Origin of the sequence: Paracoccus sp. (in: a-proteobacteria) (assembly GCF_030538495.1) — a bacterium.
GTDB lineage: Bacteria > Pseudomonadota > Alphaproteobacteria > Rhodobacterales > Rhodobacteraceae > Paracoccus.
Map to the genome: position 1 here is coordinate 144,511 of NZ_JAUNTW010000008.1, position 21,323 is coordinate 165,833.

21 protein-coding genes and 1 tRNA gene are annotated in these 21,323 nt (G+C 62.0%); 14 read left to right on the top strand and 8 right to left on the bottom strand.

Annotated elements, in window-relative coordinates; genetic code table 11:
* Window positions 1–25 precede the first annotated feature (25 nt).
* Both Q4G20_RS09680 and surE read right to left on the bottom strand, forming a co-directional pair.
* Window positions 26–673 carry a protein-L-isoaspartate(D-aspartate) O-methyltransferase gene (locus Q4G20_RS09680; protein WP_303343231.1) on the bottom strand — a complete coding sequence of 216 codons (648 nt, stop codon included), beginning with the start codon at window positions 671–673 and terminating at the stop codon, window positions 26–28.
* Window positions 670–1,485 (bottom strand): 5'/3'-nucleotidase SurE, encoded by an 816-nt coding sequence (surE, locus tag Q4G20_RS09685; RefSeq protein WP_303343256.1) that lies wholly within the window; start codon window positions 1,483–1,485, stop codon window positions 670–672. Before surE ends, Q4G20_RS09680 begins: the two co-directional genes overlap by 4 nt.
* Before the next feature lie 298 nt (window positions 1,486–1,783).
* Here surE and Q4G20_RS09690 point away from each other — a divergent pair, with 298 nt between their 5' ends.
* Entirely contained in the window at window positions 1,784–2,701 is a 918-nt protein-coding gene (locus tag Q4G20_RS09690; protein ID WP_303343232.1) for a sulfite exporter TauE/SafE family protein, read from the top strand.
* The gene (locus Q4G20_RS09695; protein ID WP_303343233.1) at window positions 2,701–3,546 is read left to right on the top strand and encodes a TIGR02186 family protein; all 846 of its coding nucleotides are present in this window, start codon (window positions 2,701–2,703) and stop codon (window positions 3,544–3,546) included. Before Q4G20_RS09690 ends, Q4G20_RS09695 begins: the two co-directional genes overlap by 1 nt.
* Before the next feature lie 26 nt (window positions 3,547–3,572).
* Here Q4G20_RS09695 and Q4G20_RS09700 read toward each other — a convergent pair whose 3' ends face one another.
* Window positions 3,573–4,529, bottom strand: a complete 957-nt coding sequence (locus Q4G20_RS09700) for an L-malyl-CoA/beta-methylmalyl-CoA lyase (RefSeq protein WP_303343234.1) — start codon at window positions 4,527–4,529, stop codon at window positions 3,573–3,575.
* Between the two features lie 143 nt (window positions 4,530–4,672).
* Between Q4G20_RS09700 and Q4G20_RS09705 the strand changes: the two genes are divergently transcribed.
* Window positions 4,673–5,533, top strand: coding sequence for a D-amino-acid transaminase (locus Q4G20_RS09705; protein WP_303343235.1), 861 nt, complete (start codon window positions 4,673–4,675; stop codon window positions 5,531–5,533).
* A gap of 63 nt (window positions 5,534–5,596) precedes the next feature.
* Here the strand turns inward: Q4G20_RS09705 and Q4G20_RS09710 are convergent, their stop codons facing one another.
* Window positions 5,597–6,337, bottom strand: a complete 741-nt coding sequence (locus tag Q4G20_RS09710) for an N-formylglutamate amidohydrolase (RefSeq protein WP_303343236.1) — start codon at window positions 6,335–6,337, stop codon at window positions 5,597–5,599.
* A gap of 109 nt (window positions 6,338–6,446) precedes the next feature.
* On the opposite strand from Q4G20_RS09710, the gene pyk reads away from it, so the two are divergent.
* The 4 genes from pyk (at window position 6,447) to rplT (ending at window position 8,818) form a co-directional block, all read left to right on the top strand.
* A complete protein-coding gene (gene pyk, locus Q4G20_RS09715) occupies window positions 6,447–7,892 on the top strand; it encodes a pyruvate kinase (RefSeq protein ID WP_303343237.1) in 1,446 nt (481 codons plus the stop codon).
* Window positions 7,893–7,897: 5 nt separating this feature from the next.
* Window positions 7,898–8,134: a hypothetical protein gene (locus Q4G20_RS09720; RefSeq protein WP_303343238.1), complete on the top strand. Its 237-nt coding sequence runs from the start codon at window positions 7,898–7,900 to the stop codon at window positions 8,132–8,134.
* 106 nt (window positions 8,135–8,240) lie between these two features.
* Window positions 8,241–8,441, top strand: a complete 201-nt coding sequence (rpmI, locus tag Q4G20_RS09725; protein WP_303343257.1) for a 50S ribosomal protein L35 — start codon at window positions 8,241–8,243, stop codon at window positions 8,439–8,441.
* Window positions 8,442–8,458: 17 nt separating this feature from the next.
* Entirely contained in the window at window positions 8,459–8,818 is a 360-nt protein-coding gene (rplT, locus tag Q4G20_RS09730) for a 50S ribosomal protein L20 (protein ID WP_303343239.1), read from the top strand.
* A gap of 754 nt (window positions 8,819–9,572) precedes the next feature.
* Here rplT and Q4G20_RS09735 read toward each other — a convergent pair.
* Both Q4G20_RS09735 and Q4G20_RS09740 read right to left on the bottom strand, forming a co-directional pair.
* On the bottom strand, window positions 9,573–11,393 hold the full coding sequence (locus tag Q4G20_RS09735) for a Hint domain-containing protein (RefSeq protein WP_303343240.1): 1,821 nt from the start codon (window positions 11,391–11,393) through the stop codon (window positions 9,573–9,575).
* 283 nt (window positions 11,394–11,676) lie between these two features.
* The gene (locus tag Q4G20_RS09740; RefSeq protein ID WP_303343241.1) at window positions 11,677–12,552 is read right to left on the bottom strand and encodes a hypothetical protein; all 876 of its coding nucleotides are present in this window, start codon (window positions 12,550–12,552) and stop codon (window positions 11,677–11,679) included.
* 105 nt (window positions 12,553–12,657) lie between these two features.
* On the opposite strand from Q4G20_RS09740, the gene Q4G20_RS09745 reads away from it, so the two are divergent.
* Complete coding sequence (locus tag Q4G20_RS09745; protein ID WP_303343258.1) at window positions 12,658–14,319, top strand: iron ABC transporter permease; 1,662 nt, start codon at window positions 12,658–12,660, stop codon at window positions 14,317–14,319.
* Between the two features lie 12 nt (window positions 14,320–14,331).
* On the opposite strand, the gene Q4G20_RS09750 is transcribed toward Q4G20_RS09745, so the two are convergent.
* Together Q4G20_RS09750 and Q4G20_RS09755 are read right to left on the bottom strand one after the other, a co-directional pair.
* Window positions 14,332–14,403: transfer RNA gene (locus Q4G20_RS09750), tRNA-Thr, on the bottom strand.
* Window positions 14,404–14,479: 76 nt separating this feature from the next.
* Window positions 14,480–15,880: an RtcB family protein gene (locus Q4G20_RS09755; protein ID WP_303343242.1), complete on the bottom strand. Its 1,401-nt coding sequence runs from the start codon at window positions 15,878–15,880 to the stop codon at window positions 14,480–14,482.
* A gap of 177 nt (window positions 15,881–16,057) precedes the next feature.
* On the opposite strand from Q4G20_RS09755, the gene Q4G20_RS09760 reads away from it, so the two are divergent.
* From Q4G20_RS09760 to Q4G20_RS09785, 6 genes are all read left to right on the top strand, one after another.
* Window positions 16,058–17,632: an RNA repair transcriptional activator RtcR family protein gene (locus Q4G20_RS09760; protein WP_303343243.1), complete on the top strand. Its 1,575-nt coding sequence runs from the start codon at window positions 16,058–16,060 to the stop codon at window positions 17,630–17,632.
* A gap of 118 nt (window positions 17,633–17,750) precedes the next feature.
* Window positions 17,751–18,059, top strand: coding sequence for a c-type cytochrome (locus Q4G20_RS09765; RefSeq protein ID WP_303343244.1), 309 nt, complete (start codon window positions 17,751–17,753; stop codon window positions 18,057–18,059).
* Window positions 18,056–19,327 (top strand): NAD(P)/FAD-dependent oxidoreductase, encoded by a 1,272-nt coding sequence (locus Q4G20_RS09770; protein ID WP_303343245.1) that lies wholly within the window; start codon window positions 18,056–18,058, stop codon window positions 19,325–19,327. Before Q4G20_RS09765 ends, Q4G20_RS09770 begins: the two co-directional genes overlap by 4 nt.
* A complete protein-coding gene (locus Q4G20_RS09775; protein ID WP_303343246.1) occupies window positions 19,324–20,313 on the top strand; it encodes a YeeE/YedE family protein in 990 nt (329 codons plus the stop codon). The genes Q4G20_RS09770 and Q4G20_RS09775 overlap by 4 nt, the downstream gene beginning before the upstream one ends.
* A 78-nt stretch (window positions 20,314–20,391) precedes the next feature.
* Window positions 20,392–20,874, top strand: coding sequence for a thiosulfate oxidation carrier protein SoxY (locus Q4G20_RS09780; protein WP_303343247.1), 483 nt, complete (start codon window positions 20,392–20,394; stop codon window positions 20,872–20,874).
* Between the two features lie 13 nt (window positions 20,875–20,887).
* Window positions 20,888–21,211 (top strand): thiosulfate oxidation carrier complex protein SoxZ, encoded by a 324-nt coding sequence (locus Q4G20_RS09785; RefSeq protein ID WP_303343248.1) that lies wholly within the window; start codon window positions 20,888–20,890, stop codon window positions 21,209–21,211.
* Window positions 21,212–21,323 lie beyond the last annotated feature (112 nt).

The window sequence follows — 21,323 nt, forward strand, 5'->3', positions numbered from 1 at the left end:
TAATCCTCTGCCTGTCTGGCGGGGGTCATGTCTGGCCCAACCCCTCGACCAGAGGGACGAACCGCACCTGGCGCAGTTCGTCGTAATCGAAACCCGTTTCCAGCCGGGTGACGCGGATCAGGGTTTGAACCGCGTCGGACTGGCCGACCGGAACCACCATGATACCGCCGATTTTCAGCTGTGCCAACAGGGGGCCAGGCGGATCCTCGGCCGCGGCGGTCACAAGGATACGATCAAACGGCGCCTGATCGGGCAAGCCACGCGATCCGTCCGCAACCTGCGCGGTGATGTTGGACAGGCCCAGTTGGTGAAAAATCGTCTCGGCCTCTTGGACCAGTCGGCGGTGACGGTCCACGGTATAAATGCGGCGGCACAGCCCCGACAAAACCGCCGCCTGATAGCCGGACCCGGTGCCGATTTCCAGCACGGTATCGCGCGGCCCGACATTCAGCGCCTGCGTCATCAGTCCCACGACCGAGGGCTGGCTGATGGTCTGGCCGCAGGGAATCGGCAGGGGGGTATCCTCATAGGCACGGTCGGCGAATTGACCGCGCACAAATTTTCCACGGTCGATCCGCTCCATTGCGTCCAGCACGCGCGGATCGGTGACGCTGCGGCTGCGCAACTGAAACAGAAAGCGCATTTTGATTTCGGCGGGGCTGTCGTCGGTCATTCGGCAGGGTCCGGCAGGTGCAGCCCGTCCAAGGCTGTGGCCAGCCCGGACAGTGACGCATGGCAAGTCAGATCGGCGCGCATCGGCGTGACCGAAATAAAGCCCGCCATATTCGCCGCCACATCGGTGCCATCCGCCGCCGTTGCGCGCTGATTGCCACCGGTGATCCACATAAAGCGGCGCCCGTTCGGCGCGGTATAGGGTTCGACGCCGAACCGGCTGTCGCGGCGGCGGCCCTGCGGTGTGACGCGCAGCCCCTGCACATCCGACGCCGCGACGGGCGGGAAATTCACGTTGTAAAACAGGCGGAAATCGGCATCCGATGTCCAATCTCCGTGATCCAGCAGCGCGCGGATGACCGATGCGCCATGCCGCCGCGCGGCCTGAAACGGATCATCCAGCATTGCCGTTTGCGGCCCCAGATATTGCGACAATGCAATCGCGGGCAGGCCCTGTAACGCGGCCTCCATCGCGCCGCCAAGCGTGCCGGAATACATCGCGTTTTCGCCGGAATTGTTGCCGCGATTAACGCCGGACAGCACCAGATCGGGCGGGCAATCGGCCATCACGTCGCCAATGGCGGCCAGCACGCAATCGGCGGGGCTGCCCTCGGTCGCGAAACGGCGTTCGGACAGACGCGCCACCATCATCGGGCGGGCATAGCTGATGCAATGCGCCACGCCCGATTGTTCAAAGGCCGGCGCGACCGTCCAGACCTGACCATCTGGCCCCGCCAATTCGGTGGCAATTTCGGTCAGCACCTGCAATCCCGGCGCGTTGATGCCATCATCATTGGTAATCAGAATTCGCATCATCGCCCCCATTCGCGTTTGGTCCTGATTAGCGGCGGGGGCAGGGTGCTTCAAGATATAAGGCGGTTTTGCGTGGACAGTGCGGGGGCCAGCCCCCCAGCCCGTCCCACGGGGATGGCACCGGGGGCCACCCCCCAGCCCGCCCCACGGGGACGGGCGTTCGACGGGGAAAAGGTCCACTGGACCTTTTCCTGACCCGTCTCACCCCGGGATATTTACGCACAGAAGATCGGGGCGGAAACCCGTTTGACGGGGGCGGCGTGGCGTTGCATCCTGCGGAAAACGGCGTGCGATTTCGATGCAGATTTATCTTCCCATTGCCGAGGTTTCGGTTAACGCGTTCACCTTGATGGGTCTTGGCGGGCTGGTCGGGGTCATGAGCGGTCTGTTCGGCGTCGGCGGTGGGTTTTTGATCACGCCGCTGTTGTTTTTCATCGGGATCCCACCGGCGATTGCCGTGGCAACCGGGGCCAATCAGGTGGTCGCGTCCTCGGTGTCTGGCGTTCTGGCGCATATGAAGCGGAAAACCGTTGATTTCCGAATGGGTTGGGTGCTGCTGGCCGGTGGTCTGGTGGGGTCTGGTCTGGGCGTCATGGTGTTTAACCTGCTGCAAGGGATTGGTCAGGTCGAACTGGTCGTGCAGCTGTGCTATGTCGTGTTTCTGGGCCTGATCGGCAGTATGATGTTGCAAGAAAGCATCCGTGCCATGCGGCGGGCGCAAAATGCGTCGGCTCCGCGTCGGCGTTTGCATCAGCATATGTGGGTGCATCGCCTGCCGATGAAGATGAAATTTCGCGCCTCGGGGCTGTATATCAGCGTGATCCCTCCGGTTCTGGTGGGGCTGGTCGTGGGGGTTCTGGCCGCGATTATGGGGGTCGGCGGCGGGTTCATTATGGTGCCGGCGATGATTTACCTGCTGGGGATGCCGACCAAGGTTGTGGTCGGCACGTCCTTGTTTCAAATCACTTTTGTGACGGCGTTTACCACGCTGATGCATGCGGTCAGCTATAACACGGTGGACGTGATGCTGGCGGTTTTGCTGATCGTGGGCGGAGTGGTTGGGGCGCAGATTGGCACCACGCTGGGCGCGCGGCTGCGGGCGGAACAGCTGCGTATTTTGCTGGCGCTGCTGGTGTTGGCGGTATGTTTCCGGCTGGCCATGGATTTGTTCCTGACGCCGGATGATCTGTATTCCATCACGGTGCGGGGGCGGTGATGCGGGGGGTGGTGCTGGCATATGTGCTGATGGCGCAGGCCGCGGTTGCGTTTCAAACGCCGGACGGCGGCAACTTTCCGGTCTATCCCGACCCCAGCAATCCGCGCGGTCAGGTGGCCGAGGCGTCGGATGGCCCGGTCGAACAGGTCGTTGCCGGGCTGTCGCGCGATTCGGTTGCGATTTCAGCCAGTTTCGACGGGTCCGATATTCTGATCTATGGCGCGATCAAACGCGAAAGCCCGATCCCGGACGGCCCGCCGCTGGACATTATCGTCACGCTCGAAGCGCCGTCGCAGCCGCTGGTGATCTGGCGCAAGGCGCGCAAGCTGGGCATCTGGATCAACACCGAACGCGTCGATGTGGGGGCGGCGGGCTATTACGCGGTCGCGACGACCGGCCCGCTGGAGACGATTCTGGACCCGGCCATGGATGCCCGGTTTCGCATTTCGCTGCCGCAGGCGATGCATTCCTTTGCGGGCGAAGTGACGGTCGATGACACGCTGCCCTTTACCGCCGCGATGATGCGGATCCGCGAAGGGCAGGGCGAATACCGGCTGGACGAAGGCGCGGTGTCGCTGGCCGAACAAACTCTGTTCCGCACCGATATTAAGCTGCCCGCCAATCTGGTCGAAGGCGATTACAAAACCCGCATTTTCCTGCTGCGCGACGGGCAGGTCGTCGATGTCTATCGCGCCCCGATTGAGGTGCGCAAGGTCGGGCTGGAACGATGGCTTTATCGGTTGGCCTTTGATCAGCCGCTGATTTACGGGCTGATGTCGCTGGCTGTGGCGGTTGCTGCGGGCTGGGGTGCGTCGGCGGCGTTCCGGCAATTGGGGCGGCGGTAAGGGCGCGGCGGGCGCGCCTTGTTACCTTAACCGTGGATCAATTCGTATTGGCGAACAATGACTTCGGCCTGTTTGATCGACGCGATGTCAACCAGCCGACCTTTGTAAACCGTGGCGCCGGCGCCGTCGCGTTTGGCCTGTTCCATGGCGGCCAGAATCTCTCGCGCCTCGGTCACGGCGGCGTCGCTGGGGGAAAACACGTCATTGGCCAGTGCAATCTGGCTGGGGTGGATCGCCCATTTGCCGACCATGCCCAGCGTGGCCGAACGCCGCGCCTGCGCGACATAGCCATCGGCATCGCTGAAATCCCCGAAGGGGCCGTCAACCGGCAACAGCCCATGCGCCCGACAGGCCGCGACGATGGCGGTTTGCGCCCAATGCCACGGATCGGGCCAGTATTTCTGACCCTGCCGGATCATATAGTAATTTTCCTGCGTCCCGCCGATGCCGGTTGTGGCCATCCCCATCGACGCCGCGAAATCCGCCGCGCCCAGACTGATCGCCTGCATCCGGGGCGAGGATGCGGCGATATCTTCGACATGGCAAATACCTGCGGCGGATTCGATGATCACCTCGAACGCGATTGGTTTCGTGCGATTTTTTGCGGTCTCAATCGCGGTGACCAAAGCGTCCACGGCGTAGATATCGGCGGCGCAACCAACCTTGGGGATCATGATCTGATCCAGCCGGTCGCCCGCCTGTTCCAGCAGATCCACAACGTCACGATACCAGAACGGCGTATCCAGCCCATTGATCCGCACCGACAGCGTTTTGTCGCCCCAATCCACATCGCCAATTGCCTGAATGATGTTTTTGCGCGCCTGTTCTTTGTCATCGGGGGCGACGGAATCCTCTAGATCAAGGTTGATCACGTCGGCATCGGATTTTGCCATCTTTTCAAACAGAGCGGTGCGCGAACCGGGACCGAACAGCTGACAGCGGTTCAGGCGGGCGGGGGGCAGGGGCTGGATGCGGAAGCTCATTCAGGGGTCCAATCGATAAAATTTTAGCTAATTTCGGTAATAATCTTTCGCAAAGGCTCGTGCAAGACTGTTCGCCACGCCTTGACCTTGGGCCGCAATTTGCGCAGGAACATGGGAAATTGGCAGGCCAGTAAGGAAAAACGATGGCGCGGACAGTCTATGTGAACGGCGAATATCTGCCCGAAGATCAGGCCACGGTGTCGGTCTTTGACCGTGGGTTTCTGATGGCGGATGGCGTCTATGAGGTGGTCAGCGTCTTGGGCGGCAAGCTGATTGATTTCGACGGGCATATGGTGCGGCTGAAGCGGTCCTTGGCCGAATTGGACATCGCAAACCCGCTGTCGGATGATGATTATGTGCTGGCGCATCGGGCCTTGGTCGCGCGCAACAAAATCACCGATGGTCTGGTCTATTTGCAGGTGACGCGCGGCAACCCGGGGGATCGCGATTTCGCCTATCCTGCCGATGATGTGACGCCCACCGTGGTCATGTTCACCCAATCGAAGCCCGGTCTGGCCGACGCCCCCGCCGCGAAAACCGGCTGGAAAATCGTCAGCGTCGATGACCTGCGTTGGGGCCGTCGCGACATCAAAACCGTGCAATTGCTGTATCCCTCCATGGCGAAAATGGAGGCCAAGGCCCGTGGCGCCGATGATGCCTGGATGGTTCAGGACGGAAAAGTGACCGAAGGGACCAGCAACAACGCCTATATCGTCAAAGATGGCGTGATCATCACCCGCGAGTTAAGCCACGATATTCTGCACGGCATCACCCGCGCCGCCGTCCTGCGTTTCGCGGCCGAGGCGCAAATGCGCGTCGAAGAGCGCGCCTTTACCATCGCCGAGGCGCAGGCCGCGGATGAGGCGTTTGTGACCTCTGCGTCGGCCTTTGTCATGCCGGTTGTGGATATTGACGGCGTGGCGGTTGGGGACGGGCAGGTCGGCCCGGTTGCCACCCGCCTGCGCGAAATCTATCTGGAAGAAAGCCGCGCCGCTGGTGTGTGATTTCACCGCTGGGGGATGTCGCATCCCCCAGACCCCCTGCGGGATATTTTTGCACAGAAGATATTACAGCCTGCTGTCTTTCAAGGTTTTTTCGATCACAGGGGCCAGCCGTTCGGCCCATTCCTGCTGACCGGCGGGGGTGGCGATCAGGTCGTTTCGCACCTCGATCAGCAGGTTGGGGCGGTTGTGGTGCAGGGCGTGGCGGTCGATGGAATCGCCGTCCAGATGCCCGTCATAGGGTTGATTTTCCCCGGTGATCCATCCCTGATCCCGGCAGTTTTGCACCATGGCCGGACCCAGCCGCGTATCGGCGTGCGAATACAGGATCCCCACCTGCCAGGGGCGCGGCGGGCGGCCCCTTAATTGCGGGGTAAAGCTGTGGATTGCGCAGATGCAGCGGTCGGCGTGCTGATCCGCAAGCGCCGCATAAGCCGCGTGATAGGGGCGGTGCAGCCGCATCAGGCGGCGATTTTTTTCGGCGGCATCGGCGTGTTTATTCGCGGGAATCACCGTCCCGTCATAGAGACGCATCAGCAGGGTCGGGTCATCTTCGCCCCGGTTGGGGTCGATGACCAGACGCGAAAAATCGGCATAAATCGCAGGGGCGTGCAGGATGTCGGCCAGCCGCGCGGTCAGCCCTGCCGCGCCCACGTCAAACGCGATGTGTCGCGCCATATCCGCGCCCGCAATCCCCAGATCACCGCCCGCCACCCAATCCGGCACCCGGTTCGTCGCATGATCGCAGGTCAGCAACCAGCGTGACGGGCGGTCAGCGCCCGTGATCCAAAATGCGCGGTCGTTCATGATTTCTTCATTTGTCATGCGTATTTGTAGAACAGTCGCGATGCTGACGCCAGTTGCCGAACCGCCGGAATTGGACCATAGATAGCGATAACAACAGCCGGGGGCGCAGATGAGACGACATCGCAAAGTTAAGATCGTGGCAACCTTGGGGCCGGCCTCGTCCTCGCCTGATATGATCCGCGCCTTGTTCAATGCGGGCGCCGACGTGTTCCGCCTGAATATGAGCCATGGCAGCCATGATGATCACCGCGAACGATACAGCGCGATTCGCGCGATCGAGGCGGAAACCGGTCGCCCGATTGCCGTTCTGGCGGATTTGCAGGGGCCGAAACTGCGCGTCGGGCAATTCTTGGCGGGCGCGCATGATCTGGAAGAAGGCGACCGGTTCCGGTTTGATCTGGACGATGCGCCCGGTGACAGTCTGCGTGTGCAATTGCCCCATCCCGAAATTTTTGCCGCTTTGGTCGAGGGCAGCGAATTGTTGGTGAATGACGGCAAAATCCGTTTGCGGGTCGAATCCTGTGGCCCGGATTTTGCCGATTGTGTTGTGACGGTGGGCGGCACGATTTCCGACCGCAAAGGCGTGAATGTGCCGGATGTGGTCCTGCCGCTGGCGGCGCTGTCGGACAAGGACCGTGCGGATTTGGAATTTGCCTGCGAACTGGGCGTTGACTGGCTGGCGCTGTCCTTTGTCCAGCGGGCCGAAGATGTGGATGAGGCCAAAGAACTGGCCCGTGGCCGCGCGGCGGTGCTGTCGAAGATTGAAAAACCCGCCGCAGTGCGCGCCTTTGACGAAATTCTGAAGGCGTCAGACGGCATTATGGTGGCGCGCGGCGATCTGGGGGTGGAACTGCCCGTGCATTCCGTGCCTCCGATCCAGAAACGGCTGGTGCGCCGGTGCCGTGCCGCGGCAAAACCCGTGATTGTCGCCACGCAGATGTTGGAATCCATGATCGAAAGCCCGATGCCGACACGGGCCGAGGTCAGCGACGTGGCGAACGCGATTTACGAAGGTGCCGATGCTGTCATGCTGTCCGCCGAAAGCGCGGCTGGCTCTTATCCGGTCGAGGCGGTGTCTACTATGGACAACGTCGCCCAGTCGGTCGAGGCGGATCCCAATTATCGCAGCATTATCGAGGCATCGCGCCGCGCCACCCTGTCCAGCGTTCCCGACGCCATCGTGACGGCGGCGCGCGAAATCGCGGAAACCACGGATATTGCGGCGATTTGTGCGTTCACGCAGTCGGGGAAAACCGTCAATCTGGTGGCGCGCGAACGTCCGCGCGTGCCGATTCTGGCGCTGAGCCCGATGGAACGCGTGTTGCGCCGTCTGTGCCTGACCTGGGGGACGCATTGCGTGGCAACGCCGCGCTTGACTCGGTTCAAAGAGGCCGTCGTGAACGCCACCCGCGCCGCGCGTCAGTTCGACTTTGCCGATGAATCGCGCCATGTCGTGGTCATGGCCGGGGTGCCGTTCAACGTGCCGGGAACGACGAATATTCTGCGAATCGCGCCTTGCGATGAGCGCTTGATCTTTGCCACCGACCCGGAATAATCCCAATGGATACGCAATATTGGGTTATTCATATGTATGACGTGCTGTTGCTGGCCGGTGTGGCCTTGTCGTTGCTGTCGGTCGTTCTGGCCGTGGTCCAACTGATGCAGACGCGCCCGCCGCGTATGGCGGCGATCACGCTGGTTCTGGGATTGGTGCTGATTTTGGCATCGGCTTGGGATCGTCCGGCGGAGCATCCGATCACCGATCTGGCCGGGGCGTGGTCGCGGGTCACGCAATAAGCTCTTGTCAAATGGACGGGGCGCGTTTATAGAACGCGCTTCCTATCCGTGCGTCCGGCCAATATGGCATTGCCGAGTCGCGCGTTCACTCTTGAAGGAGATGAAAATGCCGAAGATGAAGACCAAATCGGCCGCCAAAAAGCGGTTCTCGTTCACGGCTTCGGGCAAGGTCAAAGCGGGTCAAGCGGGCAAACGCCACGGCATGATCAAACGCACGACCAAGTTCATCCGCGATGCGCGCGGAACGACCATCCTCAGCGATGCTGATGCGACGATCGTTAAAAAATACATGCCCTATAACCGCTGATACGAAGGAACTGACACATGGCACGAGTGAAATCCGGCAAGGTCACCCACGCCCGCCACAAGAAAGTTCTTGACGCGGCCAAAGGTTATTATGGCGCCCGTTCGCGCAACTTCCGCACCGCGACGCAGGCCGTTGATAAAGCCAACCAATACGCAACCCGCGACCGCAAAACCCGCAAGCGCAATTTCCGCGCCCTGTGGATTCAGCGGATCAACGCCGCGGTTCGTCTGGTGGACGCCGAAATGACCTATTCGCGCTTCATCAACCTGCTGGCGAAAGCCGGGATCGAGGTTGACCGCAAAGTTCTGGCCGATCTGGCCATCAACGAACCCGAAGCGTTTGGCGCAATTGTCGAAAAGGCGAAAGCTGCGGCATAATCGCCCCTTTGAATTGGAGAAAGCCCCGCAAAAGCGGGGCTTTTTTAATGCGATAATGGGCGTGGCGCATTGATTGCGAATAGTTGGATATTTTGGGTGTGGCGTATGGCCCGTTTGAATGCCGTGCGCAGTGATGCGCCATGTGGGTTTTGAAAATTCCCGTTAAAGTGAGGCTTTTGAAATGCGATACGGGAACTGCGGGTTTTCTGATGAAGACACCAGCGGTTAGATCTTTGAGGCATGGGGTATGGTCGGTTTTGTGCGCGATGTGATTCAATACGAAAGGCATTGCATAATTGCCGTCTGACTTAAAACGCGACAGCGGGCTTTTGATGATGGTATAGATATGGGGTTTGTTAATTCGCCAACTGACCGGTGTGGTCGGTCCACGTGTGATTGGATACGAAATGGCGCGGCGTGTTCGTCTCACTGAATAAACAGCCCCTCTCTTAAAGCTGTGCTATTCATGACGATGGGTGAGCTTTAATACACCAGCGGTTCGGCGTTTTTGGTGCGGTGCAGGGGGCTGCGACATTTAATCCGACTTAGCATAACGATCCTCTGAATTTACCCCCTAAAGCCGTGCTGTTAAATGCGATCGCATAAATGCGGGGTGTTCATATTCGTAGACCAGCGTTTTGTGCGCCGTGCTGTCCGAATATAACATGGCATAACCGCCGCTTTGAATTAAAAAAGCCCCGCGATAGCGGGGCTTTTCCCATATGCGAATGCCCCGGCAGGCGAGGCGTTCGCGTTAATTCACCAGCGGTTTGGCGTTCCGGGCGTGGCGCACGGCCAGTTTGCGGGCCATGCGACCCGATGCGAAATGGCGCGCCGTTTCCGGTTCGTAGTCGTGGTCACGCAGCTGCGGGAACAGCGCAAAGATTTCCTCGCGTGCGGCGTCGCTCACGGTTTTCAGCGCCTCGGGGCCGGTGAACAGCGATTCGGTTTCCGCACCGTTCGACATGACGATCTCGTGCTGGTCGAACAGGAAGTGATAATAGGTGACCGTGTCCAGATCGGTGGCGATGTCGATGCCGTCGATTTGCAGCAATTGTTTGGCCGCGACCAGAACTTCATCCGTGCCAAACATCTTCTGGGCGATGCGCGACCGCACCAGAACCCGGTGCTGCGGGCTGACGACCAGATCCTGCGACGGCGTGTTCGGCCCCAATGCGCCGCGCGCGATGCGGATGGGTTGCAGCGTCGGCGTTTGCCGCAACTGCATATGCGGCACCTGCTGGCCGTCGATCCAGCGGATCGGTTGGGGGCCGTTGTCGCGGGTGATGACCATATCGCCGACGCGCAAATCCTGCACCGCGACGGGTCCGTTCACCGTGTCGATCATCGTATCCGCGGCAAAGCAGATCCGGAACTCGATCCAATCAACGCGTTGATATTCAACGCCTTTCCACGTGAAGGTCGCGTTCGGTGATTTGTACCAAATCTCACCCGCATAGGGGCTGTCGCTGTTTGGGCTGAACCCCTGCTTGGTCAACTCTTCGCGCAGCCGACTTTCTTCGATCGCGCCGATTCGAAACCTCAGCAGGTCGTCATTCGGCGACCCGCCGGCAAGGTCAACCTTGTATTCGCCCCAACCCGTTGACGTTACGTTGTGGCTGCCAAGGTTCATATAAATATGTGCGCCGGTCGCGGCATAGGTGCCGTCGATTCGGATCGCATCGCCCAAGATCAGGGTGTCGCCTTCGCCGTCGGCCTGGCCGCCGGTAAAGACGTGACCGGTAATCCACACCTCATCACCAAGGGTCAGGCTGTCGCGGTCAAAGACGATGTTAATGCCGTCGCCGGTATACACATTCCCTTCGACTTTGGTGCCGTTGCCGATGATGATCGTGTCATGCCCGACGCTGCTGTAAATGTCGTCGCGGATGATCGCGTTTGAACCGATTTCGATGTAATCATCCCCGGTCCGGCTGGTAATTTTGCCGGTTGTCGAAGCGTCACCGATAACGATCCGGTCGGCACCAAGAGTGCCGTTGATGTCACCGATATTGGTGCTGACGCCGGTCGTCAGCTCTAATCCGCCCGCGCCGCTGGTGATATTCCCGACCTTAGTCCCGTCGCCCAGGGTGATCGTATCGGTTTGCGTATTGGTGCTGGTGATGTTGCCGACAGTGGCATTCGTGCCGGTCGTTACGGTCAGCGATTGACCGCCGCCGTTGATGTTGCCGATTGCGGCATCATCGGCCACATTCACCGTCATGTCGAACAGGCGCGATCCGCGCGGCAGTGACACACGGCTGGCATTGCCTTCGACGTCAACATTCAGGCTGACGCGGGTTTCGGTGCTGGTGCCGACCTCAATTTCAAAGGTGTTGGTGTTGGCCAGAACCGTGACGTTCAGATCCATCCCGTTCGTTTGGCCCGCTGCGGTGTTCAGCCACAGTTTTTCACGGACCGACCCGTCAACGACCACATTGTCATTGGCGGCAACGCGCGTTCCTGAAAACGCGTTGTTCATCTGCGAAACGGTGCGGATTTCGTAACCCTCATACGGGGTTCCGGCCAGATCGGGCGCCGTCGTCCCGGTTTGGATCACATAATAATTAGCCATTCTTTCACTCTGCATCGATCCATGCGCGGCATGGAGGTTTCAGACACGATGAGCCTGCGGTGGCGGCGGGGACCACCAATACGAACTGAACTTTTACAACCCGCGCGTTTCCGCCGACGGTACGTGGCGCAAGCCACGCGCGCCTCTTAGCGCAGCTTTTGGACGGGGTGAACTCAAATTAACGAATTATTAACCCAAATAGCCCGAAACTGCCGAAAAAGACAGGTCACTGATTTTGCGCAGTTTAATTTTCTAAATTGCGTTTTGTGCAGAGGGTGCGCCGTTACGGCATGACGAACTCGACCCCCGGCAGCACGGCGATTTCGGCCACATCGGCCTGATATTGCGCCGTCACCTGATCGACCAGCTCTTGCGTCCAGCCAGGCAGGTCAACGATCTGGTCCACCACTTCGGGGCGGGCATGTTCGGCCAGCAAGGTGCTGAACAAACGCCGCCGCTGCGGAATCGACAGCTGGTCGCGACCGGTCAGGCTGTCTTGCAACGCATCCAGTCCGGCATTGGTCAGCAAATCCTGCATATACACCAGCGTTCCGCCCAGCGGCACATCGCCGGGCAGGTTCGCCATCAGTCGCACCAGTTCCGGCCAGATCAGTGGCACATCTTCGTGGCACCACACCACCACGCGCCGCCCCTGCGCTGCGGCGACCATCCGCCTGATCACGTCACGCCACCGCAGATTCATCGGCGAAAGCCCCTGCATCAGTTCGCCGTAATCGCCGCCGGTGAATTGCTGCATCACCTCGACCAGCAGAGTGGCGGGGTTGCGGATGGCCAGGAAAAATTCGCTTTGCGCGGATGGCAGCAGCCCCGTCAGCGCCGCGCAACGCGGGCCGATCTGGTGATAGAACCCGGCGCGCCCGCAGACCCGGCCCGGCGCGCCCATCAGCGATTGCGTGGACAAGATCACTCGTTCAGGGTTTTCCGTTTCCAGCAGGGTGTCCAGCAACATTTCTTCCATGGCGGGGGTGGCTTTGCCGCCGGCAAGCGCGCGCAGAGTGTCATCAATCACCGTGCGGTGACGTTGGGGGGGGATGATCTCAACCTGACGCTGAACCAGACGGTCGCGGTTTTTCAGCAGCGTTTTCAACATCCGGTCGCCGTCGGTGCCATGGGCGCCGATATGAAAAACAATCTGCATGTTAAGCCTCTGTTCATCTGCCTGTGCTAGGAACGCAGATAGATTTGTGGCCGTGGACAGTCAAACAGGATTCGGATAACGGGTTAAAGCATGAGTAAAACAGTCATGAAATCCCGTGGTCACGATCACGCCGCCCGGCAAGGCGGCGGCTGGCAGTGGTCGGTTCTGTCGGTTCTGATCGCGGGGCTGGTGCTGATGCCAGTGCTGGCGGTCGGGTGGATGGCGTTCAACCCCACCGACAATATCTGGCCGCATCTGCTGTCAACGGTTTTGCCGAATTATCTGATGAACACGGCGATTCTGGCCGTTGGCACGGGGCTGCTGGCGGCGATGATGGGGACGGGGTCGGCGTGGTTGGTCAGCATGTATGACTTTCCGGGGCGACGGTGGTTGGAATGGCTGTTGCTGCTGCCGCTGGCGGTTCCGGCCTATATCGGGGCTTATGCTCTGGCTGATTTTCTGGATTATTCCGGGCCGGTGCAAACCGCGCTGCGGGCGTTTTTCGGGTGGGAAACCGCGCGCGATTATTGGTTCCCGCGCATCCGCTCGATCGAGGCCGCGATCATCGTTCTGGGCGCGGCGCTGTATCCCTATGTTTACCTGCTGACGCGGGCGGCGCTGCACGAACAATCGGGCAGCGCGTATGAGGTGGCACGCGCCTTGGGGACCGGTCCGTGGGGGTTGTTCCGCCGGGTGGGGCTGCCGCTGGCGCGTCCTGCGATTGTGGCGGGCGCGGCCATCGCGATGATGGAGGCGGTCGCGGATTACGGCGTCGTCAGCTATTTCGGCGTGCATACGCTGAACACCGGGATCTTCACGACATGGCTGGAGCGGCGCAATGCGGGCGGCGCAGCGCAACTGGCCTGCATTATTCTGGTCGTGGTCGCCGTTCTGGCGCTGCTGGAACGATTCGCCCGCCGCAATGCCCGCTATCATCAAAGCGCGCGGCAGCCCCGCCCGGTGGTGCGTCAGACGCTGCGGGGGCCGCTGGCATGGGCGGCGACGGCGGCCTGTGCGTTTCCCTTTGCCTTGGGGTTTGTGCTGCCGGTGGGGGTGATTTCGAAATTCGCATTGGCCTATCCGCAGGGGTGGATTTCGCCGGGGCTGGCGCGCGCGGCGTGGCATACGGTCAGTCTGGGCGCGGCGGCGGCGGCGATTACGGTCGGGCTGGCGATGCTGATGGTGTATGGCGTGCGCCTGTCGGGACGTGCCACGCCGAGGCTGTTATTGCCCGTGACAACAATCGGTTACGCAGCACCTGGGGCGGTGCTGGCCGTGGGGATTCTGATCCCGCTGGCCGCATTGGATCACCGCGTGGCGGATGCGTGGCTGGCGCTGACCGGGGTTGATCCGGGATTGATGCTGACCGGGACGGGCGCGGCGATCATCTTTGCCTATACTGTGCGGTTTTTCGCGATCGGGCAGGGGGCCGTTGACGCGGCCTTTACGCGGGTGGCGCCGTCGCTGCCCATGGCGGCACGGTCGCTGGGGCGCGACCATGCCGGGGTGCTGCGCGATGTGTTTTTGCCGCTGATGCGCGGGTCCGTGGGGTCGGCGCTGCTGTTGGTGTTTGTGGACTGCGTTAAGGAATTGCCCGCGACGCTGTTGCTGCGGCCCTTTAACTATGAAACGCTGGCGACGCGGGTACATGAACGCGCCAGTCTTGAGGATTTGGGCAATGCTGCCCCCGCCGCGCTGCTGGTGGTTCTAGTCGCCATTTCAGCGGTGGTTTTGCTGGCAAGGTCGAACATTGCGCGGCGCGTGTGATCGGAAAAAGCGTGCCCCCAGAGAGATTTGAACTCCCGACCTTCGGTTTACAAAACCGCTGCACTACCGCTGTGCTATAGGGGCTACGCTGGCGCATATGTAACCCATGTGACGGCGGGGGGCAAGACGCGGCCCCACCCAAAAGGCAGGGCCGTTCACCTTAACGACGCTTTTTGCGGTTCAGCCAGAATGGCGGCAGATCGCCGGCCATGATGCAGCCATGGGGGTCGATATAGTCCTCGATCTCGGCCAGATCATAGCCGCGGATTTGCCCGACCACCGTTTCGGCGCTTTTATAGGCCGAGGGCAGTTCGGACGCGTCCACCGTCCCGGCAAAGAACCGCACATCCAGCCCTGCGGTTTCCGCCTGCATCATCGCCTGAGGCGTCAGCGCGTCATTGCGGCGTTTGTGTTCGGTGCGCGAAAAGTTGCGCCCCGCGCCATGCGGGCTGAAGCCCAGACCATGCGCCGCATCGCGCCCCCGCGTGACCAGCACCGGTTCCGCCATATTCAGCGGGATCAGCGTCAGCCCGGTGGCGTCATGCGCATAATCGGCCCATGCCGGTGTCGCGCCTTTGCCGTGCAAAAACAAACCATTGCGTTCAAACACAAAGTTATGTTCGTTCCATATCTGATCCGCGATTGCAGCCCCCGCCGCCTGCGCCGTGGCAAGGTGAATCGCCTGATGGTTGGCATGGGTCCAGGCCCGCATCAGGTGCAGCGCGGCCCAGTAATCGCGACCCTCGGCGCTGTCGCCGGGAAGCCACGCGTTTTGTTTCAGCGTGTCGGGCGATAGCTGGCGGCGGAAGGTCTCGGCGGCCGCCATCCCGGCTTTGAACAGCAGCGCGCCGGGGCCGCGCGATCCGTGATGCGTGACCAGCATCGTGCGCCCGGTTTTGCGCGACCGGCCCACAAACAGAAAATGGTTGCCGTCGCCCTGCGTGCCCATATGCGTCTTGGCCAGATGCAGCAGCTTTTGATCGTTCAGGAACGGGTTCGCGCTGAACGCATCCAGCAGCGCCGCGTCGGTGACAAACCGCCCGTCCCGAGGCCGCCCGCCCTGACCGAAATGCGTGACCGACTGCGCGCCGTCCAGCACCGCGCCGGGGTCCGCGTCGCCCAGATCGGACATCATCAGCGAACAGCAGATGTCAGCCGAATGCATCCCCGGATGAATCGCGTTTCGCGTGGCAACCACACCGCCCACGGGAATCGTCCCCACCGGCCCCGAGGGGCAGGCATCCGGCATAATCGCCCCCGCCACGACGGTAGGGGTGCGCATCAGTTCGACCATGCTGGCGCGGACGGCGCGCAGATTTGCGGCCTCGTCGTCATTGGTGGCGGCGATGTTTTCGTGAAACGCGACCGAGCCGGGCGCGCGAAGCGGCAGATAAGCCGGAGGGGGCGGGGTCATCGCGTCCAGTTCCGCGCGGATATGCGCGTCATCGGCCCCGGCGGCACGCAGATCATTGGCGCGCGACAGCAGCGCCGGAAACAGCGGGCCGGGATTGTGTCCCCATTCTTTCAGATGCTGGCCCGTGATGGGCGTGGTGGTGTCCATCCTTTTTCCTTTCTTCGCGTTGATGGGATGGATGTGCCTGCGTTGCGCGGGGGTCGAAAGGAAAATCGAATTTTGGTTTAGGGTATTGATTTTGGGTGCAAATATGCCAATTTGCCAAAATTCACCCCTTGCGATACGATCCATTTGTATCGTAGCTTATCGTTTTGGATCGTGCGGATGAAAAACGTCGTCATCGGCCTGCTTGGCACCATGCTGGATATGGGGAAAAAACGTCGCTGGCGGCCTACGGTCAGTTTGGCGCAGCATCCTGATTTTCCGCTGCACCGGCTGGAATTGATCTATGACCCGGAATTTGCATGGCTGGCGCAACTGGTGCAGCGCGAAATCCACGACACGTCCCCCGAGACCGAGGTGATCCTGCACGCCATCCCCCAGCAAAACCCGTGGGATTTTCAAGAAATCTACGGAAAGTTGTTTGATTTTGCGCAGAATTATGGCTTTGACGAAGACCGCGAACGCTATCACATCCATTTGACCACCGGCACGCATGTGGGCCAGATTTGCTGGTTTCTGCTGGCCGAAAGCCGTCATATCCCGGCGCGTCTGATCCAGAGCCGCCCGCCAGCGGCGCAGGGTGGGCCGGCGCGGATGGATGTGATTGATCTGGACCTCAGCCGCTATAACCACCTGCAACGGCGGTTCGATCTGCTGGCGCGGGATTACAGCGACCAGCTAAAAGGCGGAATCGAGACGCGCAGCCCCGCCTATAACGCGTTGATTGATCGAATTGAATTGGTGGCGGGCGCGTCGGATGCGCCGATCCTGCTGCTGGGCGAAACCGGCACCGGCAAGACCGAACTGGCGCAGCGGATTCATGATCTGAAATTGCAGCGCCGCCGGATCAAGGGGCGTCTGGTTCAGGTCAATTGCGCCACGCTGCGCGGGCCGAACGGGCTGGCGGCGCTGTTTGGGCAGCGGCGCAGCTATACCGGGCAGGCGGGCGGCGAACGCAGCGGGTTGCTGCACGAAGCCCATGGCGGCACGCTGTTTCTGGATCAGCTGGACGAACTGGGCTGGGACGAACAGGCGGCGCTGCTGCACGCGATTGAAACCGGGCGTTATTACCCGCTGGGTGCCGATCACGAAGTCACCAGCCGGTTTCACGTCATCGCCGGGACCAGCCGCGATCCGGTGGCGCTGACAGCGGCGGGGCGGTTTCGGCCCGATCTGCTGGCGCGGCTGAATATGTGGCGGTTTTGCCTGCCTCCGCTGCGGGAACGGGTGGCGGATATGGAGCCCAACCTGTTTCACGAACTGGCCCGGTCGGAACGCGAATTGGGGGTCAAGGTCGGGTTTAACGCCGACGCCTTGGCCGCTTATCTGGATTTCGCCCGCGATCCCGGCACGCTGTGGCCGGGGAATTTTCGCGACTTCGGGGCCTCGGTCCGCAGGCTGTGCACGCTTGCGCCTCGGGGGCGGATCACGCGCGCCATGGTCGCCGATGAAATCGCGACTCTGCGCGCGATGTGGCGCGGCGCGGATGGCAATGACGATCAGCGGCTGTTGGTGCAGGTCTTGGGCGCGGGGGCCGATCAGCTGGACCCGTTCGACGCGGTGCAGCTGGCCGCCGTCATCCGCGCCTGTCAGCGGTCATCCACCATCAGCGAGGCCGGACGCCATTTGTTTGCCGTCTCCCGCGCCGCGCGGACGTCGCGCAATGACGCGGACCGGCTGCGCAAATATCTGGCGCGGTTTGCGCTGAGTTGGGCGGATGTGACGGGGAGAGAATAATATTCCCCCAAGGCAGCGAATTTCGCCCGGTTTATGCTGCGTGGAATCTCGACCGGGGGTGTCGCAATTGGGCGGGATGGGGTAATGCTGCGGGAAACGCAAAGAACAGGGAAAACGCATGAATCGGGTGATGTTTGCAATGGCGGTCGGGGGCGCGGCACTGACCAGCCCCTTGGCGGCGCAGGATATTGACGCGGCGACCGCGCAGGTTCTGGCGGGACCATGCGCCAGTTGTCACGGGCCGGATGGCCGGTCGCCCGGCGCGATCCCGTCGATTGCGGGCATGGATGCGGACGAAATGCGCACCCGTCTGATGGGGTTTCGTGACGGGTCCGTCGCGTCAACCGTGATGGGCCGCCATATGCGCGGCTATAGCCCGGAACAGATCGACGCCTTGGCGCAATGGTTTTCACAGGTGCAGAAATGACAGTCACGCGGCGTAGTATTCTGGGCGGCATCGCCCTTGGCTTGGCAATGCCCGCGATTGTCCGCGCACAGGCGGGGGCGGCGCATGTCGTCGTGGTCGGCGGCGGCTTTGGCGGGGCGACGGCGGCGCGCTATCTGCGGCGTCTGAACCCCGATCTGCGGGTGACGCTGATTGAACCGGCGCAGCGTTTTGTCACCTGCCCGTTTTCGAACCTGTATCTGGGCGGGCTGCGGGAATGGGACAGCATCGGCCACGGCTTTGACGATCTGCGCGCGGCGGGGGTGGATGTGATCCACACAACCGCCAATGACGTGGACAGCGCCGCGCGCCGGGTCACGCTGGCCGATGGCCGCACGCTGGATTACGACCGTCTGGTTCTGTCGCCGGGGATTGATATTCGCTGGAACGCCCTGGCCGGTTATGACGAAGCCGCCGCCGAACTGGCCCCCCATGCATGGAAGGCCGGTCCGCAAACCCAATTGCTGAAATCGCAGTTAGAGGCGATGCCCGACGGCGGCACCTTTATGATGTCGATCACCGATGGCGCGTTCCGTTGCCCGCCGGGACCGTATGAACGCGCGTCCATGGTGGCGCATTACCTGAAAACCAACAAACCGAAATCGAAAATCCTGCTGCTGGACAGCAAGGACGCGTTTTCCAAACAGGGTCTGTTCCAACAGGGTTGGGCCGAACTTTATGGCGATATGATCGAATGGGTGTCGCTGTCAAATGACGGGCAGGTGGTGCGCGTGGACGCCGCCGCCGGTGAGGTGGAAACCGCCTTCGGCACGGTTCACCGCGCCGATGTGCTGAACGTGGTGCCGCCGCAAAAGGCGGGCTGGATTGCCGACCGCGCGGGCGTCACCAATGACAGCGGCTGGGTGCCGGTCCATGGCGCGACCTTTGCATCGGCGCAGGTCGATCACATCCATGTCGTCGGCGATGCAACGATTGCCGCGCCGATGCCGAAATCGGGGTTCTGTGCGAACGCGCAAGGCAAGGTCGTGGCCGCCGCCATCACCGCCGAACTGGCCGGACGCGACGTGCCGCCCGCCAGTTTTGCCAATACCTGCTACAGCCTGATCGGGCCGGATTACGGGATCTCGGTCGCGGGGGTCTATGCCGCCGATGGCGATGCGATTGTGGAAATCGAAGGCTCGGGCGGGGTCAGCCCCATCGACGCCGACGCTGCGTTCCGCCGGGCCGAGGCCGTCTATGGCGCCGGTTGGTATGCCGCGATCACCAAAGACATCTGGGGGACCGCGTGACGCCGGTTCTGGCGGGGCTGATCCTTGGGGTGATCTTTGGCGCGGCGGCACGGGCAGGGCGGTTCTGCCTGCTGCGCGGGATGAAAGGCGTGATGGGGGGCGGGGATCTGTCCCCCTTGCGCGCATTCGCACTGGCCTTGGCGGTCGCGATTTTGGGCGCGCAGGGGCTGCAATACGCGGGTCTGACCGATCTGGGGCAGTCGCTGCCGCTGCGGCCACGGTTTTCGTGGGTCGGGCTGGTGGCGGGCGGCGCGCTGTTTGGTCTGGGATCGGTGATGGCCAATGCTTGCGGGGCGCGGTCGGTGGTGCTGGCCGCCGGGGGCAATCTGCGGTCGTGGGTGGTGCTGGCATCGCTGGCACTGGCGGCGCAGGCCAGCCTGACCGGGATATTGGCACCGCTGCGCCTGTGGGTGCAGGGCTGGGGCGTGACCGCGCCCGATGCGCTGTCGCTGATGCAGATGCTGCCGCCGGTTGTGGCGGTCGGGCTGCCGGTGCTGGCGCTGTTGGCCTTTGCCGCGCCCTTGCGGCGTGATCCGATGCAGGCCGGCGCGGCGGTGATCGTGGGGGGCGTGGTCGCCGCCGGATGGTGGGCCAGCTTTGCGACGCAAGATCCGTTTGATCCGCAGATACTGGCTTCGGTCAATTTCACCGGACCTTTGGGCGAAGGGATGCTGTGGCTGATGCTGTCCACCGGGCGGGCGGTCAGCTTTGGCCCCGCAATGATTGGCGGCGCGGCGGTCGGGGCCTTTGCCACGGCCCTGCTGATGCGCGATGTCCGGGTCGAGACATTTACCAACACCACCCAAACCCTGCGCGCGATTATGGGCGGGCTGCTGATGGGGTTTGGCGGCGTGCTGGCGGTCGGCTGTTCGATCGGGCAAGGGCTGTCGGGGCTGTCCACGCTGTCGCTGGCCAGCATGATCGCCTTTGCCGGGATTCTGGCCGGGATCATGGCGGGGCTGGCGGTGTTGCGGCCCACGCGCTGACCCCGTGCCGCGCCCCGTGCATTGACATTCGGCGCGGCAATCCCGATCTGTCCCATGGTGATAACGAAAGGGCGCGATATGGCATTACCGATGATCCACAACCGGCGGCAGGTTCTGGCACTGGGCGCGGGATTGGGCGCGGTGATGCTGACCGGGGCGGCAGGGGCGCAGATTATTTCGCACGCGATGCCGCAGCCCGACAGCACGGAATCCGACCGCATCGCGGACGAGTTTCTGAACGGCGCCACGCCGGTTCTGGCCGGTCTGCTGCTGGATGTGCCGATGCTGGCCGACAGCCCGTCATCCGTCCCCGTCCGCGTGCACGTGACCGAGGATCTGGGCGACATCTCCTGTCAGGACCTGATTATTCTGGCCGAGCGCAACCCGATGCCGCTGGCCGCGTCGTTCCGGTTTGGGCCTGCGGCGGGTGCGCCCGATCTGGCCATCCGGCTGCGGCTGATTGAAACCATGCGCTTGCGTGCGCTGGCCCGCCTGTCCGATGGCCGCGTGATCGAGGCGCGCGCCGACACCACCGTGGCATCCGGCGGCTGCGCGATCTAAGGGAGCCATAACCATGACCACCCCCCGCATCTGGATCAGCACCGAAACCCCCGCACCGGGCGAAACCGTGCGTGTGCGCGCCCAAATCCCGCATGTGATGGAAACCGGCCTGCGCGCACAGGCCGACGGCACGCCCATTCCCCGCGACACGTTAACCCGGCTGCGGGTGACGCTGAATGATGATCTGGTGCTGGAATGGCACCCCGAAACGGCGGTGTCCGAAAACCCGTATATCGAATTTGGCTTTCCCGCGCGGGTCAGCGGCACATTGCGGCTGGAATGGACCGATGAAACGGGCGTCATCGCCACGGCCGAGCGCGCGATTGCCGTGGGGTGATTCCGCAGGGCAGGGCGGGCAACCGTCATGATTCTGTTGTTTTGGGGTGTTAGTTTTGTTTTGTGACGTTTGGGCCTGTTTTGGCGTGTGGGGAAAACGCGTTGTTTATCAG

Excerpts from the sequence above, each read along its gene's own strand:
- Q4G20_RS09780 (WP_303343247.1), top strand. The coding sequence starts at position 20,392 with ATGGCATTACCGATGATCCACAACCGGCGGCAGGTTCTGGCACTGGGC.
- Q4G20_RS09735 (WP_303343240.1), bottom strand. The coding sequence starts at position 11,393 with ATGGCTAATTATTATGTGATCCAAACCGGGACGACGGCGCCCGATCTG.
- Q4G20_RS09720 (WP_303343238.1), top strand. The coding sequence starts at position 7,898 with ATGGATACGCAATATTGGGTTATTCATATGTATGACGTGCTGTTGCTG.
- Q4G20_RS09745 (WP_303343258.1), top strand. The coding sequence starts at position 12,658 with ATGAAATCCCGTGGTCACGATCACGCCGCCCGGCAAGGCGGCGGCTGG.
- Q4G20_RS09770 (WP_303343245.1), top strand. The coding sequence starts at position 18,056 with ATGACAGTCACGCGGCGTAGTATTCTGGGCGGCATCGCCCTTGGCTTG.
- pyk (WP_303343237.1), top strand. The coding sequence starts at position 6,447 with ATGAGACGACATCGCAAAGTTAAGATCGTGGCAACCTTGGGGCCGGCC.
- Q4G20_RS09690 (WP_303343232.1), top strand. The coding sequence starts at position 1,784 with ATGCAGATTTATCTTCCCATTGCCGAGGTTTCGGTTAACGCGTTCACC.
- Q4G20_RS09760 (WP_303343243.1), top strand. The coding sequence starts at position 16,058 with ATGAAAAACGTCGTCATCGGCCTGCTTGGCACCATGCTGGATATGGGG.
- rplT (WP_303343239.1), top strand. The coding sequence starts at position 8,459 with ATGGCACGAGTGAAATCCGGCAAGGTCACCCACGCCCGCCACAAGAAA.
- Q4G20_RS09765 (WP_303343244.1), top strand. The coding sequence starts at position 17,751 with ATGAATCGGGTGATGTTTGCAATGGCGGTCGGGGGCGCGGCACTGACC.
- Q4G20_RS09700 (WP_303343234.1), bottom strand. The coding sequence starts at position 4,529 with ATGAGCTTCCGCATCCAGCCCCTGCCCCCCGCCCGCCTGAACCGCTGT.
- Q4G20_RS09740 (WP_303343241.1), bottom strand. The coding sequence starts at position 12,552 with ATGCAGATTGTTTTTCATATCGGCGCCCATGGCACCGACGGCGACCGG.
- Q4G20_RS09705 (WP_303343235.1), top strand. The coding sequence starts at position 4,673 with ATGGCGCGGACAGTCTATGTGAACGGCGAATATCTGCCCGAAGATCAG.
- Q4G20_RS09710 (WP_303343236.1), bottom strand. The coding sequence starts at position 6,337 with ATGAACGACCGCGCATTTTGGATCACGGGCGCTGACCGCCCGTCACGC.
- Q4G20_RS09785 (WP_303343248.1), top strand. The coding sequence starts at position 20,888 with ATGACCACCCCCCGCATCTGGATCAGCACCGAAACCCCCGCACCGGGC.
- Q4G20_RS09680 (WP_303343231.1), bottom strand. The coding sequence starts at position 673 with ATGACCGACGACAGCCCCGCCGAAATCAAAATGCGCTTTCTGTTTCAG.
- Q4G20_RS09695 (WP_303343233.1), top strand. The coding sequence starts at position 2,701 with ATGCGGGGGGTGGTGCTGGCATATGTGCTGATGGCGCAGGCCGCGGTT.
- surE (WP_303343256.1), bottom strand. The coding sequence starts at position 1,485 with ATGCGAATTCTGATTACCAATGATGATGGCATCAACGCGCCGGGATTG.
- rpmI (WP_303343257.1), top strand. The coding sequence starts at position 8,241 with ATGCCGAAGATGAAGACCAAATCGGCCGCCAAAAAGCGGTTCTCGTTC.
- Q4G20_RS09755 (WP_303343242.1), bottom strand. The coding sequence starts at position 15,880 with ATGGACACCACCACGCCCATCACGGGCCAGCATCTGAAAGAATGGGGA.